At 64.2% G+C, this 15,190-nt stretch carries 14 protein-coding genes and 1 pseudogene; 7 read left to right on the top strand and 8 right to left on the bottom strand.

Going from position 1 to position 15,190, the window contains the following annotated elements; genetic code table 11:
- The first annotated feature begins 3 nt into the window (after positions 1-3).
- The 3 genes from H8A95_RS26135 to H8A95_RS26125 all read left to right on the top strand — a co-directional run bounded on the left by H8A95_RS26135 (position 4) and on the right by H8A95_RS26125 (position 4,370).
- A complete protein-coding gene (locus tag H8A95_RS26135) occupies positions 4-960 on the top strand; it encodes an NAD-dependent epimerase/dehydratase family protein (RefSeq protein ID WP_229185807.1) in 957 nt (318 codons plus the stop codon).
- The gene (locus H8A95_RS26130; protein ID WP_229185805.1) at positions 953-1,828 is read left to right on the top strand and encodes a dihydrodipicolinate synthase family protein; all 876 of its coding nucleotides are present in this window, start codon (positions 953-955) and stop codon (positions 1,826-1,828) included. Before H8A95_RS26135 ends, H8A95_RS26130 begins: the two co-directional genes overlap by 8 nt.
- 202 nt (positions 1,829-2,030) lie before the next feature.
- Positions 2,031-4,370, top strand: coding sequence for a xanthine dehydrogenase family protein molybdopterin-binding subunit (locus H8A95_RS26125; RefSeq protein ID WP_229185803.1), 2,340 nt, complete (start codon positions 2,031-2,033; stop codon positions 4,368-4,370).
- On the opposite strand, the gene H8A95_RS26120 is transcribed toward H8A95_RS26125, so the two are convergent.
- The 4 genes from H8A95_RS26120 to H8A95_RS26105 form a co-directional block, all read right to left on the bottom strand.
- Positions 4,363-5,061, bottom strand: a complete 699-nt coding sequence (locus tag H8A95_RS26120) for an ImmA/IrrE family metallo-endopeptidase (RefSeq protein ID WP_229185801.1) — start codon at positions 5,059-5,061, stop codon at positions 4,363-4,365. The two genes, H8A95_RS26125 and H8A95_RS26120, sit on opposite strands and share 8 nt — an antisense overlap.
- 271 nt (positions 5,062-5,332) lie before the next feature.
- The gene (locus H8A95_RS26115; protein WP_229185799.1) at positions 5,333-6,529 is read right to left on the bottom strand and encodes an acyl-CoA dehydrogenase family protein; all 1,197 of its coding nucleotides are present in this window, start codon (positions 6,527-6,529) and stop codon (positions 5,333-5,335) included.
- 12 nt (positions 6,530-6,541) lie between these two features.
- Entirely contained in the window at positions 6,542-7,687 is a 1,146-nt protein-coding gene (locus H8A95_RS26110) for an acyl-CoA dehydrogenase family protein (RefSeq protein ID WP_229185797.1), read from the bottom strand.
- A 5-nt stretch (positions 7,688-7,692) separates the two neighbouring features.
- Positions 7,693-8,550, bottom strand: a complete 858-nt coding sequence (locus H8A95_RS26105; protein ID WP_274617636.1) for an enoyl-CoA hydratase — start codon at positions 8,548-8,550, stop codon at positions 7,693-7,695.
- A gap of 158 nt (positions 8,551-8,708) precedes the next feature.
- Here H8A95_RS26105 and H8A95_RS26100 point away from each other — a divergent pair, with 158 nt between their 5' ends.
- Genes H8A95_RS26100 through H8A95_RS26090 form a run of 3 tightly spaced genes read left to right on the top strand, consistent with a single transcriptional unit; the run spans position 8,709 to position 10,740 of the window.
- The gene (locus tag H8A95_RS26100; protein ID WP_163149448.1) at positions 8,709-9,317 is read left to right on the top strand and encodes a LemA family protein; all 609 of its coding nucleotides are present in this window, start codon (positions 8,709-8,711) and stop codon (positions 9,315-9,317) included.
- A 22-nt stretch (positions 9,318-9,339) separates the two neighbouring features.
- Positions 9,340-10,239: a TPM domain-containing protein gene (locus H8A95_RS26095; RefSeq protein WP_229185795.1), complete on the top strand. Its 900-nt coding sequence runs from the start codon at positions 9,340-9,342 to the stop codon at positions 10,237-10,239.
- A gap of 3 nt (positions 10,240-10,242) precedes the next feature.
- Complete coding sequence (locus tag H8A95_RS26090; RefSeq protein WP_229185793.1) at positions 10,243-10,740, top strand: TPM domain-containing protein; 498 nt, start codon at positions 10,243-10,245, stop codon at positions 10,738-10,740.
- Positions 10,741-11,108: 368 nt separating this feature from the next.
- Here H8A95_RS26090 and H8A95_RS26085 read toward each other — a convergent pair whose 3' ends face one another.
- The 4 genes from H8A95_RS26085 to H8A95_RS26070 form a co-directional block, all read right to left on the bottom strand.
- Positions 11,109-11,723 carry a glutathione S-transferase family protein gene (locus H8A95_RS26085; protein WP_229185791.1) on the bottom strand — a complete coding sequence of 205 codons (615 nt, stop codon included), beginning with the start codon at positions 11,721-11,723 and terminating at the stop codon, positions 11,109-11,111.
- Positions 11,724-11,855: 132 nt separating this feature from the next.
- Positions 11,856-13,169 (bottom strand): MFS transporter, encoded by a 1,314-nt coding sequence (locus tag H8A95_RS26080; RefSeq protein WP_229185789.1) that lies wholly within the window; start codon positions 13,167-13,169, stop codon positions 11,856-11,858.
- 124 nt (positions 13,170-13,293) lie between these two features.
- Complete coding sequence (locus H8A95_RS26075) at positions 13,294-14,103, bottom strand: MBL fold metallo-hydrolase (protein ID WP_229185787.1); 810 nt, start codon at positions 14,101-14,103, stop codon at positions 13,294-13,296.
- Positions 14,100-14,474, bottom strand: a complete 375-nt coding sequence (locus tag H8A95_RS26070; protein ID WP_229185785.1) for a Crp/Fnr family transcriptional regulator — start codon at positions 14,472-14,474, stop codon at positions 14,100-14,102. Before H8A95_RS26070 ends, H8A95_RS26075 begins: the two co-directional genes overlap by 4 nt.
- A gap of 210 nt (positions 14,475-14,684) precedes the next feature.
- Between H8A95_RS26070 and H8A95_RS26065 the strand changes: the two are divergent.
- A pseudogene (locus H8A95_RS26065) lies at positions 14,685-15,190 on the top strand (hypothetical protein); the annotation flags it as partial.

Raw genomic sequence — 15,190 nt, 5'->3', positions numbered from 1 at the left:
GTCATGCGCGTATTGTTGACCGGCTCCTCCGGCTGGCTCGGCCGTTTCCTTGCGCCGCGGCTGCGACAGGCTGGTCATGACGTGGTCGGCCTCGACGTCGTCCCGGGCGAGGCAACCGATGTCACAGGCTCGGTAGCCGACCGATCGGTGGTGGATCGTGTGTTCGCCGATCACGGCATCGAGGCCGTGATCCATGGCGGCGCGCTGCACAAGCCCGACATCGCAAGGTTCGCGCCGCAGGCCTTTGTCGACGTCAACGTGTCAGGCACGCTCAATCTGCTGCAGGCGGCGGCCGCCGCCGGCCATGATCGCTTCGTCTTCACCTCGACGACGTCGCTGATGATCTCGCAGGCGATCCGCGACGAGGAAGGCCATGCTGCGGTGTGGCTCGACGAGACGACGGGGCCGCTGGAGCCGCGCAACATCTACGGCGTGACGAAGCTCGCCGCCGAAGGGCTGTGCCGGCTCTACAGCCGCGAGCATGGCCTGAATTGCGCAGTGCTGCGCACCAGCCGCTTCTTCCCCGAGGACGACGACACCATCCGTGACATCCACGGCGAGAACCTGAAAGCAACCGAGCTGCTGTATCGCCGCCTGACCGTCGAGGACGCCGCCGAGGCCCATGTCGTCGCGCTGGAGAAGATCCGTGGCTTCGAGGTCTTCGTGATCAGCGCGCCGACGCCGTTTGCGCGCAGCGACGTCGCGGACCTGAAGACGGATGCGGCCGGCGTGATCGCGCGCACTTTCCCCGATGCGCCGGCGCTGTTTGCACGGCGCGGCTGGCACCTGCCGCGCTCGATCGGCCGGATCTACGACGCCGGCAAGGCCGAACGGCTGCTCGGTTTCCGCGCGGTAACCGACTTTGCCGCGGTGCTCGGCGCCCTGCGCCGCGGCGAGCCGCTTCCCTTTGCGCACGATCCCGATTATGTCTCGCCGTCAACGAGGCTCGCAAATGGCTGATTTCCACGGCGTCTTTCCGTATCTGGTGTCCCCGGTCGATCCCGCCGGCCACGTCCGCACCGAGGTGCTGGGCCGGCTGTGCGACGATCTGATCAAGGCCGGCGTCCATGGCCTGACGCCGCTCGGCTCGACCGGCGAATTCGCCTATCTCAACAATGCGCAGCGCATGCAGGTGGTGGCGACCACGATCGAGGCCGCGCAGGGTCGCGTGCCCGTCGTGGCCGGCGTCGCCTCGACCTCGACGGCGGATGCGGTGGCGCAGGCCAAGGCCTACCAGAAGCGCGGCGCGGCCGGCATTCTCGCGATCCTGGAAGCGTATTTTCCGCTCAGCGATGCCCAGGTGGAATCCTATTTCCGTGCCATCGCCGACGCCGTTGACATTCCGGTTGTGATCTACACCAACCCGAATTTCCAGCGCTCCGATCTGACGCTCGACGTCATCGCCCGGCTCGCCGAGCATCCACGGATCGGCTACATCAAGGACGCCTCGACCAACACCGGCCGGCTGCTGTCGATCATGAACCGCTGCGGCGACAGCCTGAAGGTGTTCTCGGCGTCTGCCCATATTCCGGCCGCGGTGATGCTGATCGGCGGCCATGGCTGGATGGCGGGCCCGGCCTGCATCATCCCGCGCCAGAGCGTCGAACTCTACAATCTCTGCCGCCGCGCCCGCTGGGACGAGGCGATGGCCCTGCAGCGCAAGCTCTGGCGCATCAACGAGGCCTTTGCCCGCTTCAACCTCGCGGCCTGCATCAAGGCCGGGCTCGCGAGCCAAGGCTACGATGTCGGCGATCCCGTGCCCCCGCAGGCGCCGCTCACGGCCGAGCAGCGCAAGGCGGTCGAGGCCGCGTTGCGCGATCTTGCGTGAAACTGGCTTGCGCGTTGCATACGTTCTCACCATGTCGTCATTCCGGGGCGAGGCGAAGCCTCGAGCCCGGAATCCATAACCACCATCGGGAGTATGGATTCCGGGCTCGCGCCAAGGCGCGCCCCGGAATGACGGCCATGTGTTGTCTCGCGCCGAAAATCCGCTAAAACCCGCCGAAATTTCCGAACTCAAGGATCCTTCGATGAACATTCTTCCCGGCAATATGCGTTTTGGTGCGGGCCAGCCAGTCAAGCGTCTGGAAGACCAGCGGCTGGTCACCGGGAAGGGGCATTTCATCGACGACAAGCCGCAGGACGGGGCGCTCTGGCTGCACGTGCTGCGCTCACCGCATGCCCACGCCAGGATCAAGTCGATCGATGCCAAGGCGGCGCAGGAGATGCCGGGCGTCAAGGCGGTCTATACCGGCGCCGACCTCGTGAAGGACGATATCGGCACGCTGCCGACGCTCGCGATCTTCAAGCGGCCCGACGGCTCGCCGATGACCGTGCCGCCGCGGCGCCTGCTGGCGCATGAAGTGGTGCGCTACGCGGGCGAGGGTGTCGCGGCTGTGGTCGCGACCTCGCGCGTGCTGGCGCAGACCGCGGCCGAGGCGATCGAGATCGATTACGAGGTGCTGCCCTCGGTGGTCGATCCGGTCGAGGCGATCAAGCCGGGTGCGCCCGCGGTCTGGCCGGAGGCGCCCGACAACATCGTAGCCGCGATGAGCTATGGCGATGCCGCCAAGGTCGAGGAAGCCTTTGCCGGCGCCGCGCACAAGGTGTCGCTCGACCTGGTCAGCCAGCGCCTGGTGCCGTCGGCGATGGAGCCGCGCTCGACCATCGCCGAGATCGAGAAGAAGACCGGCCGGCTGATTGTCCACGTGCAGTCGCAGACCCCGGGCTCGACCCGCGATCTCCTCGCGGAATCGATCCTGAAGCGGCCGAAGGACAGCGTGCGCGTGCTGGTCGGCGACATCGGCGGCGGCTTCGGCCAGAAGACCAGCCTCTATCCGGAAGACGGCATCGTCGCCTATGCCGCAACCAAGCTGAACGAGAAGATCCGCTGGCGCGGCGACCGCACCGACGAGTTCGTCGGCGGCACCCATGGCCGCGACCTGACTTCGACCGGCGAGTTCGCGCTCGACGCCAAGGGCCGCGTGCTGGCCTATCGCGTGCGTTCGATCGGTGGCACCGGCGCCTACTCGTCGGGCACCGCCAATATCATCCCGCTGGTGCTCGGCCCATTCGTGCAGACCGGCGTCTACGATCTGCCGCTGGTGCATTTCGAGGTGAAGTCGGTGATGACCAACACGGCGCCGGTCGGTGCCTATCGCGGTGCCGGCAGGCCCGAGGCGGTGTTCATCGTCGAGCGGCTGTTCGATGCCGCCGCGCGCCAGATCGGCATGGATCCGCGCAGCATCCGCAAGGCCAATTACATCAAGCCGGCGCAGCTGCCCTACACCAACGCGGTCGGGCAGGTGTACGATTCCGGCGCCTTCGCGCACATGCTGGAGCGCGCCTCCGATCTGGCCGACTGGAACGGCTTTGCCGCGCGCAAGAAGGCGGCGAAGAAGAAGGGCCTGCTCTACGGCCGCGGCCTGACCAGCTATATCGAATGGACCGGCGGCCGCGCCCACACCGAGAACGTCTCGCTGCATGCGACCGCCGAAGGCCGCGTCATCCTGCATTCCGGCACCATGGCGATGGGACAGGGCCTCGCCACCACCTACACGCAGATGATCGCCGATACGCTCGGCATCGCCATGGACAAGATCGATGTGATCCAGGGCGACACCGATCTTGCCACCGGCTTCGGCAGCGTCGGCTCGCGCTCTCTGTTCGTCGGCGGCACCGCGGTTGCCGTCTCCAGCAACGACATGATCAACAAGGCGCGCGACAAGGCCTCCAATCTGCTGGAAGCCTCCGTCGAGGACATCGAGTATCGCGACGGCTTCCTCACCGTGGTCGGCACCGACAAGCGCATCAGTCTGTTCGAGATCGCGGCTAAGGAAAAAGGCGCAAAGCTCTCGGTCGAGAGCGAGGGCAATGTCGACGGGCCGAGCTGGCCGAACGGCACCCATATCTGCGAGGTCGAGATCGATCCCGAGACCGGCGTCACGCGGGTGGTGCGTTACACCACGGTCGACGACGTCGGCGTCGCCGTCAATCCGATGCTGGTGACCGGGCAGGTGCATGGTGGCGTTGTCCAGGGCATCGGCCAGGCGCTTTATGAGGGCGTGGCCTACAGCGAGGAAGGCCAGCTTCTGACCGCGAGCTATCAGGACTATTGCATTCCGCGCGCCTCGGACGTTCCGCCGATGTCAGTGACGCTCGATCCCTCCGCGCCCTGCAAGACCAATCCGCTGGGCGCCAAGGGCTGCGGCGAGTCGGGCGCGATCGGCGGTCCGCCCTGCATCACCAACGGCGTGATGGATGCGCTGAGCGAGGTCGGGATCACCCAGCTCAACACGCCGCTGACGCCGGTGAAGATCTGGCAGGCGATCCAGGACGCGAAGGTGGAAACTACTGCACCACCTACGTGATAACGTAATTCCGAGTCGAGTTCAGAGCGCGCTCAAGTTCGCTTTGTTGGCACTGATAAAGGCTTGCTGCCGTATCACTTGAAATGCTTTTGTTTTCATAAGCCTCTAGCACATACTGTGAAAATCGCCCTCGGCGCGAGACGGGAACACTCTGAGGGTCGAATAACGGAACCGCGAGAGATTCAGCAGCTTCCCATTCGTCAGTCGGTATTTGTGGGAACTCATGTTGACGCATGTCTATTCTATTGTGACTTGCGTTCATCAGGTGATTCACGATCGCTGTTCTGCTCACACCGAATGTCGAAATTATTCTCTTGAGTCCGGTGGCGCCACCGCCCGCATCTTCAAAAAGACTAAGTATTGCATCGCCGGGTGCTAGGAATTCTATTGCAAAAGCATTCGCACGCCTCTCAACAGCATCGAGCGGTGACGTTGACGTTACCGCATCTCTTATGATCGAGTCGTACTTGTCAACGACGAGACGATTTAGTCGTTGATCTGGATCCCATAAAAGATGGCCAAGTTCGTGAGCCATCGTCATTCTTCTTGCTAGCGGATTCGAATTGTCTCCCTTCAAATTGATAGCAATTCCTCGATATGAATCCGAAGAAACGGTAGCGCCTGCCAATTCGGAATGAATTTCAAGTTGAATTACCGGAATGCGCAAGGTGACTTCAATGAGTTCTTTCACCGAGGCGAGAGGCCTAGCCTGCGTGGCCTCTTCTTTCAACCGTCACATAGCTTTGTGCGTACAGAATATAACCAATTGCAATGACACAGAAAATTCGTCATTTGTCTATTAGTGGCGGGGTCGGTCGAGACGGTCGTGGCTGTCTTACAGGTGTGAAAGCACTCGCTCTTGTCTCCTAACTGCTGTCTCGGCACGAGTTAGAGAATTGAGCTCATCCCGAGGTTGGAAAAGGAAACTTCGAATCCGACATACGTGGCCCTTGAACAGGCCGTTACAACCCCAACACCATCTTCGCGATGATATCGCGCTGGATCTCCGACGAGCCGCCGAAGATCGTGTACGCGCGACTGTTGAGATATTCCGGCACCACCGGCAGCAAATCCTCCGGGATGACCGGTTCATGGTTGAGCCGGTAAAGCGGTCGCGCCGGCTCGACGGCAAGCCCGTCCTGGCCGACGACGTCGACGCCGAGCCGCGTCACCGCCTGGCGGATCTCGCTGACGCGCAGCTTGATCAGCGACGACACCGCGCCGGGATTCTGTCCGGTCTGCAGCGCCGACAGCACCCGCAGTTCGGTCATCTCGAGTGCGTCGATGTCGACCTCGAGCTCCGACATCCGTATCGCGATGTCGGGGTCCTCGATGGCGCGGCCGGTGATCTCGGAACCTGCGAGATCGGAGATCGACTTCAGAGCCTCGCGCAGCTTGGCCGATGCGATGCCGGAGCCGCGCTCGAATTCGAGCAGGTATTTGCCGTGGGTCCAGCCCTTGCCTTCCTCGCCGACGCGGTTGGCCACGGGGACGCGAACGTCGTCGAAGAACACCTGGTTGACCTCGTGGTCGCCGCCGATCGTCAGAATTGGCCGCGTCGTGATGCCGGGCGTCTTCATGTCGATGAGAATGAAACTGATGCCGTCCTGCTGCCGCTCGCCGTCGCTGGTCCGCACCAGCGCGAACATGCGGTTGGCGTGGTGCGCATGCGTGGTCCAGATCTTGGTGCCGTTGACGACGTAGTCGTCGCCGTCGCGCACCGCGCGGGTCTTCAGCGAGGAGAGGTCAGAGCCCGAGCCCGGCTCGGAGTAGCCCTGGCACCAATAGTCTTCGCCGGAGAGAATCCGCGGCAGATAGAAATTCTTTTGCTCGGGTGAGCCGAAGCCGATGATGACGGGACCGACCATCTTCACGCCCATCACGTTGACATTCGGCACGCCGGCGCGGGCGCATTCCGCCTCGAAGATCCAGCGTTGCGCCGGCGTCCAGTCCGGCCCGCCATGGTCCACCGGCCAGCCCGGTGCGCCCCAGCCTTTCCGGTGCAACGCACGTTGCCAGGCCATGCCGATATCGGGGTCGGAGAACACCGACGGCGTCAGCGCGGTGGCGCGCTTCATTTCCGGCGTCAGGCTCTCGGCGATGTAGTCGCGGACTTCCTTTTCGAAGGCGCGTTCCTCGGCACTGAAGGTGAGATCCATGTGCGCTCTCCGTTAGGCGTGGACGCGGCCGCTCAGCGCGGCGTGGCGGCGATAATGATGGGCGCTGCCGCCGAACAGCGTGTCGAAGGCAAGCAGCCGCTTGAAATAGGCGCCGATGTCGAGCTCCTCGGTGACGCCCATCGCGCCGTGCAGCTGCACCGCTTGCTCGGCGACGAAGCGCGCGCATCTGCCGATCTTGGCCTTGGCGCCGGACGCCGCACGGCCGCGAGCGACAGGCTCGGCATTCGCCATCAGCGCGGCGCGCAGCGCCATCGAGCGCGCTTCGTCGACCTGCATCGCCACGTCCGCGAGACGGTGGCGGATCACCTGGTTGGCCGACAGCGGCCGGCCGAACTGCTTGCGGATTTTGGTGTATTCGAGCGTGGTGTCGAGCAGCGTCTGCATGATGCCGACCGCTTCGGCGCCGAGCGCGGCCATCGCGCGGTCGACCACGGTTTCGATCGCGGGCAGCGCATCCTGGCCGTCGCCGAGCAATGCGTCGGCGGGCAATTGCACATCCCTGAGATCGAGATTGCAGCCGCGCCCGCCGCCGAGCCGCGCGTAGTCGCGCAGAGTGAGGCCGGGCGCACCAGCCGGCACCAGGAACAGGCCGAGCTTGCCGGATGCGCCATTGGCGCTGGCGATGCGGGCGGAGACGATGACCTGGCCGGCGGCCGCGCCGTCGAGCACGGTGATCTTGCTGCCGTTCAGCCGCCAGCCGTCGGCGGTCTTGGTTGCGGTGGTGTCGACATGAGCGAGGTCGAAGCGCGCCGCGCGCTCCGAATGCGCGAAGGCGAGCGTGAGCACGCCCTCGGCGACCTTGGGGAGGATTGCCTGCTTTTGCGCCTCGGTGCCGCATTCGGCAACCAGCGCGGCGCCGATCACGACCGTCGAGAAGAACGGCTCCGATACGAGGCCACGGCCGAATGCTTCCATCAACAGTCCGATCTCGATCGCGCCGCCGCCGAGCCCGCCATGGGCTTCGCTGATCGGCAGCGCCAGCCAGCCGAGCTCGGCGAATTGTTTCCAGATCGCCGGCGAATAGCCCAGCGGATCGTTCGCCGTCTTCTTGCGATGATCGGATGTGAAGGTCTCCGCCACGAAGCGGTCGGCACTTTCGCGCAGCAGGCGCTGCTCGTCGCTGAGAGTGAGGTCCATCTGGTCTACTTCACGTTGGCGTTTTTCTTGACGGAGGGATGCAGACCCGCGGGGTCCACGATCATTCCGAATTCCTGCAGGTTGTGAGCGTGGCAGAGCTGATGCAGCGCGAACGCCTGATCGATCGCGGCGGGTTGGCCCATGATGTCGATCGTGCGGTTCACCGCCTCCTTGGACAGCTTCAGCGCGAAGGCGGGCTTTGCCGCGATCCGCCGGGCCAGCGCCAGCGTGAAGGACGAGAGATCACCGCGCGGCACAACGTGATTGACCATGCCGAGGCGATGCGCCTCGTCGGCGCTCCAGACATCGGCGGTGAACAGCATCTCCTTGGCCTTGCGCGCGCCGAGCTCCCAGGGATGCACGAACCATTCGACACCGCAGACACCCATCGTCACCACGGGGTCGCAGAACTCGGCATCACTGCTCGCGACGATCAGGTCGCAGGCCCAGGCCAGCATCAGCCCGCCGGCGATGCACTTGCCGTGCACCTCGGCGATCGTGGGCTTGGCGAGATTGCGCCAGCGCCGCGTGATCTGCAGGTAGATCTCCTGCTCGCGCGCGAAGCGGCCATGGGCATTGGGCTCGGCGAAGCCGCCCCAATTTCCGACGGGCGGGAAATCGACGCCCGCCTGGTTCTTGGCGCCCGGCCGCAGATCGTGACCGGCCGAGAAATGCGGTCCGTTGCCGGCGAGGATGATGACCTTGACCGCATCGTCCTGCACCGCCTGGTCGAAGGCAGCGTTGAGGTCGTAGGTCATCTGCAGGTTCTGGGCGTTGCGAGCCTCGGGGCGGTTCATCACGATCCGCGCAATCGCGGGCTCGGGCCGCTCGACAACAATCGTCTCGAATTGTTCAGACGCCAATGGATCCTCCCAGCATCGATTTTTTCGCCATGATGAACGGCGCAGGGAGGGATAGGCAAGGGCCATCATCCGCAAAATCCGCCGCGAATCCCGCCACGCGGGATTGTCGGGCGAAAATCTGTTACGTTGATCGAGAATCGACCGGGAGGACCATCTTCATGCGCAAGCTTTGGACCGTGCTGGCAGCGCTGGCGACCTTGAGCCTGACCAACTGCGGCTACAATGCGATCCAGACCAATGACGAGCAGGTCAAGTCGAGCTGGTCGGAGGTGGTGAACCAGTACCAGCGCCGCGCCGATCTGGTGCCGAACCTGGTCAACTCGGTGAAGGGCTTTGCGCAGCAGGAAAAGGACGTACTGCTCGGCGTGACCAACGCACGCGCCAAGGTCGGCAGCATCCAGGCAACGCCCGAGGTGTTGAACGATCCGGCGGCATTCCAGAAGTTCACGCAGGCGCAGGGCGAGCTGACCAGTGCGCTGTCGCGGCTGCTGGTCGTCACCGAAAATTATCCGCAGCTGAAATCGGATGCGCTGTTCCGTGACCTGATGGCACAGCTCGAAGGCACCGAGAACCGCATCACGGTGGCGCGCAACCGTTACATCAAGTCGGTGCAGGACTATAACGTCGGCATCCGCACCTTCCCGAACAATCTGACCGCGATGGTGTTCGGCTACAAGGAGAAGCCCAACTTCACGGTCGACAATGAGAAGGAGATTTCGACCGCGCCGAAGGTCGATTTCAACCCGACCCCGGCGCCGTCGAAATAGGCGCCGGCGGGCGCCGATCGCGATGACAGCCACACGCGTCATCCTGCTCGCCTTCCTGCTGGGCTTCCTCTGCCCGGCATGGGCCGAGCTTGCGGTGCCTCAGCTCACCGGCCGCGTCGTCGATCAGACCGGGACGCTCTCGACGAGCGACGTCGCATCGCTGACCGACAGGCTGAAGGATCTGCAGACCCGCAAGGGCAGCCAGATCGCGGTCCTGATCGTACCGACTACCGGCGAGGAGACCATCGAGCAGTTCTCGATCCGCGTCGCCGAGGCCTGGAAGATCGGACGCAAGAAGGTCGACGATGGTGCGCTGCTCGTCGTCGCCAAGAACGATCGGCATCTGCGCATCGAGGTCGGCTACGGCCTCGAAGGCGTGCTGAGCGACGTCGTCACGCACCGTATCATCGACGAGGACATCACGCCGAAGTTCAAGGCCGGTGATTTCGCCGGCGGCATCTCGGCCGGCGTCGACCGGATGATCCGCCTGGTCAATGGCGAGCAATTGCCGGCGCCGGAGCCCGAGCATTGGCAGGCGCCCAATCTCGTCGACTTGGCCAATCCGGTCGTGATCTTCGGCGTCATCATCGTGGCCGGCTTCCTGCGCGGCCTGCTGGGACGGCTGTTGGGCTCGGCCGCGACCGGCGGCATCGTCGGCGTCTTCACCTGGATGCTGGCCGGTTCGCTCGCCACCGCGCTGGTGGTCGGGCTGTTCGCTGGTGTTGCGGCGCTGATCTTCGGCGGATTGAATTTCGGCGGTCCGGCGGCCGGCTCGGGGCCGTACCGGCGCGGCGGCGGCTATTCCGGGGGCTGGTCCGGTGGCGGCGGGGGCTGGAGCAGTGGTTCGAGCTCGAGCGACAGCGGCGGCTTCAGTGGCGGAGGCGGCAGCTTCGGCGGCGGCGGCGCCTCGGGGAGCTGGTAGGATATGAGTATCAAGCGCATAGGCAAGCATCTGCTCGAACACCGCTGGCGCGTGCGGCGCGAGTTTCCGCCGCGCGTGCTCGATGCCATCGAGCAGGCGATCAAGGCCGGCGAGGCGACCCATTCCGGCCAGATCCGCTTCGTCGTCGAAGGAGCGCTCGACGGTGTGCCGCTGTTCCGCGACCAGCCGGCGCGCGAACGGGCGCTCGACGTGTTCTCGCACTTGCGGATCTGGGACACCCTTCACAACAATGGCGTTCTGATCTATCTCCTGCTTGCCGACCGCGATGTCGAGATCGTCGCCGACCGCGGCATCGACGCCAAGGTCGGCCGCGCCGGCTGGGAGGCGATCTGCCGCGCGATGGAGACGGATTTTCGGGCCGGCCGGTTCGAGCAGGGCGTGATCAAGGGCATCGCCGCGGTGTCGCTGGAGCTGGCCAAGTATTTTCCGCATGCGGAGGGCGGCCCGAATGAGCTACCGGACAAGCCGGTGGTGATTTGAGGGGGCTGCTCTTCACCCTCCCCCGGAGGGGTCGAGACGAGCGAAGCTCGCTCTTGGGTCGCTGTGCATGCAGCGAAGCGGAATGCGCAGCGGGGTGATCTCTCCATTCGGGCAATGCCCGTAACGAGAGACCTTCACTTATCCCGTCTCACATTTCCGCGATCGCTTCATGCGAGCCGACCGCGCTTGTACGATTTCCGAATAATAGAATTGTGCCGCTGATTTGCCCGACATGTCAAGTTGCCGTGTCGAATGCCGGCACGCCGGCTACTTTGCATGGGGTTGTTTTCGATATTTTGGCAGTGCGCCCCCCTGCGGAGGCAGGCTATATGCGATAGCCCTGCCTCTCAGGGGAGGGTGCTTGAGCCTTACGCCTTCACCGACGGCCGCGCAGCGACGCGGTTGAACCAGGCAACGATGTTGGCGTTCGACTGGTCCAGCGGCTGGCCGACCTGGTTGCCGAAATCGATCCAGCAATACAGCAGCATGTCGGCGAGGGTGAAGCGCTGGCCGCAGATGTAGTCGCGGCCGTCAGCCATCTGGTCGTTGAGCCACTTGATGCGGTTGGCGGCGATCATCTTCAGCCCGGGGGAGGCCTCGGGTGCGACCGGAATGCGCTTCTCGAAGAATTTGAGCGCCTCGCCGAAGCGGTAGCCGTTGGCGAGCGGCTCGGCAATGTTGAGATCGACTCGGCGCGTCCACATCCGGCATTCCGCGCGCTCTTCCGGCGTGGCGCCGATCATCGCGGGAGAGGGGTGCTTCTCCTCGAGATACTCGCAGATCGCCGTGATTTCGGAGAGGTAGTTACCGCAGTCGAGCTCCAGCGCCGGCATCTGGCCGTGCGGGTTGCGCTTCAGATGCGCGTCCTCGCGGTTCTCGCCCTTGCGCAGGTCGACGGTCTCTTTCGGGATCCCGATGCCCTTCTCCGCCATGAACATGCGCACGATGCGCGGATTGGGTCCGATCGAGTCGTAAAGCTTCATGTCCTCGCTCCCTGTTCTTCAGCGTTATTCTTGCCGTTGTTGAACAGGCCGCGCGCGGATTTGTCAAATGCAGCGCCGCATGTACGGTCGTCGCGACGACCGTATGGCCACCATGCTGTTTGCCGACGGAGTTTATTGCGCCGGTTGAGTGGCGACTGCCGGCACGGCCGGCCGCCCGCGATAGACCGAAAGACCGACGAGACCCACGGCCGCGGCGAAGAGGATGTAGTAGACCGGAGCAGCCTTGTCGCCCGTTATTTGCACCAGCCAGGTGTTGATGAACGGCGCCAGCCCGCCGAACAGCATCACGGCGAGATTGTACATCAGCGATGCTCCGGTGGAGCGCACGCCGACGGGGAATATCTCGGTCATGAAGGCCGGCATCGGCCCGGCCAGGGCTCCGAGCAGGACCGCGACGATCTGCAATTGCCAGAGGTTCGCCGTGGTCGGCGCGGCGACGAGCCGTTGCAGGATCACATAGAACAGCAAGCTGTAGATGATCAGCGCCGGAACCAGGACCGCGCGGCGGCCGATCCGGTCGGAGAGGGCGCCGCAGGCCACGGCCACCACCGCATTGACGAGGCTGACGACGAGCAGGCCGAGCTGCGCGTTCAGGATCGGCAGCTTCAGCTCGGCGACCGCATAGGTCGGCAGAAAGATCGCATTGACATAGTTGATCGCCGTACCGGCTGCGATCAGGCAGAACGAGGCAATCAACTCGCGCGGATATTCGGAGAACAATTGGCCGAGCGTGGTCTGCCTGCTCGGCTGCGCCGTCGCCGCCTTCTCGGCGAGATACGCCTTGAATTCGGGCGACTCGTCGCACCTTTGGCGCAGGTACCATCCGGTCGGTCCGATCAGAATGCCGAGGATGAACGGCACGCGCCAACCCCAGCTCGCGAAGGCGTCCGCCGACAGGCCGAGATTGAGACCGATCGCCATCGCGGCACCGAGGCCGAACGCCAACGATTGCGACACCATCTGGAACGAGCCGTACAAGCCGCGCCGGCCGGGCGGCGCGAACTCGATCAGCATCGCGCTGGCGCTGCCGAACTCGCCGCCGGCGGAAAAGCCCTGGATCAGCCGCGCCAGCAGCAACAACAGCGGCGCCGCGATTCCAATCGCGCCATAGGTCGGCAGGACGCCGAGCAGGCCGGTGCCGGCGGCCATCAGCGATATCATGACGACCAGCGCCTTCTTGCGACCGTGCTTGTCGGAATAGAGCCCGAACACCAGGCCACCCAGCGGCCGGGCTGCAAAGGCAATCCCGAATGTCGCGAAGGTCAGCAGCAGCGAGGAATGCGGGTTGTCCGCGGGAAAGAACAGCTTGCTCAGGATGCCGGCGAACAGGCCAAACACGGTGAAGTCGAACCATTCCAGCGCATTGCCGATCGTGGAGGAGATCACCACCCGGCGGCGCATCTGCGCCATCGTGTCAACCTGCATTCGCTTCGTCTCCCCGTTGTCGGCAACGGCCTGCATCGCCGCGTCCGTGATTCTTATCGTTGCGCGCCGATCCTAGTGCAAAGCCTTGGCAAGCCACAACGGGCGGCTTCGGCTGGGCCGAGCCTCAATCGTCGAGCTTGTTGAGGTCACGCACCGACTGCATGATCGGCTCGAAATTCGAGCGCGCGTCGAGTGCATCGAACAGCTGCGCGGTGTCCTCGAGCAGGGCGTGCGAGCGTTGCAGCGCGATCCGCACGTCGTCGTGCGGCGTGTCGGACAGCCGGCCATGACCCGACAGCAGGATCTTCGAATCGAGCCCCTTCAGCCGTTCCAGCGACTGAATGTAGTCGGCAATCGAGCCGGAGCCGAACACACCGCCCATCACGCCGCCAGGCATCAGCGTGTCGGCGGCGAACAGCAGGCCCTTGTCCTGGTCGAACAGCGTGATGCAGGCCGAGGTATGGCCCGGCGTGTACATGACGTTGAGGCGGAAATTGCCGAGGTCGATCAGATTGCCTTCCTCGAGCCAGATGTCGATGTCGATCGGCACGTTGGGCTCGTTGAACATCTTGCGCAGCATCGAGAAGTCGTCGCGCAGCATGATCTTGTTGGCGGCAAGCCGGTGCGCGGCGATATAGGCTGAGCCGTGGAAATGATAGGCCGCGCCGATGTGATCGAGATGCTCGTGGCTCAGCACCACCATGTCGATCGCATCGGGCGTTATGCCGAGATGGTTGAGGCAGGCGACCAGCGATGGATAATTGCTCGACAGCCCGACGTCGATCATGATGGTGCGTTTGCTGCCGCGCACGAGATAGGCGTTCGCGGCGCGGTTCTTGAAGCGGATCTGGTAGACGTCGTCGGCAGCCTGGATCAGCGTCGCGACATCGGCGTCGAACAGCGTCTTGAACGGGCTTGGCTTGCGTTCGCTCATGGTGCGGCTGCCGCTCGGTAAGTGACGGCGTTGGACGCGCGCAGGCGTTTCGAGAGTGCATCCATCACCATCAGGGCGAAGGCCGGCTGCTGGCTGACGAGATAGACGAAGCGGGCGTGGTTGATCCGCATCACCCGCGTCGCAGGTGCCGAGGCAATGGCGGTTGCCGAGCGCGCCGAGCCGTCGATCACGGCCATCTCGCCGAAGAACTCGCCCTTGCCGAGGCTGACGATGACCGTCTTGCTGCCGCCATCGATCTTGACGATGTCGACCTTGCCGTCGAGCACGACAAATAACTCGCGGCCGGTCGAGCCTTCCTCAAAAATGACGTCATCGACACCAAATTCATTGATGCATTTCTCGATCGTCATGGTGCTCCCCTGCCTTCTGGCTGGAAGATGATGGCATGTTAATCGGGAAAGCGGCGCGCGCAAACGGAGCTGACGCAGATTGCCGCAGGGCAACATCGCCCAAATCCGGCCCGGAAAACTCCCTAAAATTTAGGTAATGGCGGAGCGGGGTAACCATTTCGCAAGCAATAAAAGTTACCGAATTGTCAACCCAGTCTGGAGACTTTGAACGTGAGTGAGCAGCAGAGCGAGCCGGTCAACGGTCAAACCGGTGCCGGAATGGCGGCGAAGAGCGAGCCCGTGATGGCCGTGGCCGGTGTCGAGGCTCCGCGGCTCGCGCCCGAGCAGGAAGAGACCTCGCCGAAGGCGGATGCGCCCGGGATCGACGCGTCGAAGGCCGAAGCCCCCAAGGTTGAGCCGTCCCGGCTTGATCCCATGATCGAGGCCAGGATCGATGCCAAGCTCGACGCCAAGATCGATCCGACCAACATGGACGTGCCCAAGGTCGAGACCGGCAAGCGAGAAGAGCCGCATTTCCCGGGCAAGTTGATGATCATGGCGCCCGGTGACCGGACCTGGGACCATGAGGCGAGCGCGTCCAGGCCGGGCGCCGAACAGGCCGGCAAGACCGCAGGCAAGCCGGCCGGCACCCGCCGGTTCGGAGCGATGGCCGCGGTGATTGCGTTGGCGACCGTCGCTGGCGCCATTGGTGGCGCGCTGGCGACCGCCGGGCTCGG

Origin of the sequence: Bradyrhizobium oropedii, assembly GCF_020889685.1 — a bacterium.
In the GTDB taxonomy this organism is placed as follows: domain Bacteria; phylum Pseudomonadota; class Alphaproteobacteria; order Rhizobiales; family Xanthobacteraceae; genus Bradyrhizobium; species Bradyrhizobium oropedii.
Note: the sequence above shows the minus strand (reverse complement) of the source record. Positions and strands in the feature narration are given on the sequence as shown.

Coding starts and splice junctions, on each gene's coding strand:
- H8A95_RS26135 (WP_229185807.1), top strand. CDS start 4: ATGCGCGTATTGTTGACCGGCTCCTCCGGCTGGCTCGGCCGTTTCCTT.
- H8A95_RS26130 (WP_229185805.1), top strand. CDS start 953: ATGGCTGATTTCCACGGCGTCTTTCCGTATCTGGTGTCCCCGGTCGAT.
- H8A95_RS26125 (WP_229185803.1), top strand. CDS start 2,031: ATGAACATTCTTCCCGGCAATATGCGTTTTGGTGCGGGCCAGCCAGTC.
- H8A95_RS26115 (WP_229185799.1), bottom strand. CDS start 6,529: ATGGATCTCACCTTCAGTGCCGAGGAACGCGCCTTCGAAAAGGAAGTC.
- H8A95_RS26110 (WP_229185797.1), bottom strand. CDS start 7,687: ATGGACCTCACTCTCAGCGACGAGCAGCGCCTGCTGCGCGAAAGTGCC.
- H8A95_RS26100 (WP_163149448.1), top strand. CDS start 8,709: ATGCGCAAGCTTTGGACCGTGCTGGCAGCGCTGGCGACCTTGAGCCTG.
- H8A95_RS26095 (WP_229185795.1), top strand. CDS start 9,340: ATGACAGCCACACGCGTCATCCTGCTCGCCTTCCTGCTGGGCTTCCTC.
- H8A95_RS26090 (WP_229185793.1), top strand. CDS start 10,243: ATGAGTATCAAGCGCATAGGCAAGCATCTGCTCGAACACCGCTGGCGC.
- H8A95_RS26085 (WP_229185791.1), bottom strand. CDS start 11,723: ATGAAGCTTTACGACTCGATCGGACCCAATCCGCGCATCGTGCGCATG.
- H8A95_RS26080 (WP_229185789.1), bottom strand. CDS start 13,169: ATGCAGGTTGACACGATGGCGCAGATGCGCCGCCGGGTGGTGATCTCC.
- H8A95_RS26075 (WP_229185787.1), bottom strand. CDS start 14,103: ATGAGCGAACGCAAGCCAAGCCCGTTCAAGACGCTGTTCGACGCCGAT.
- H8A95_RS26070 (WP_229185785.1), bottom strand. CDS start 14,474: ATGACGATCGAGAAATGCATCAATGAATTTGGTGTCGATGACGTCATT.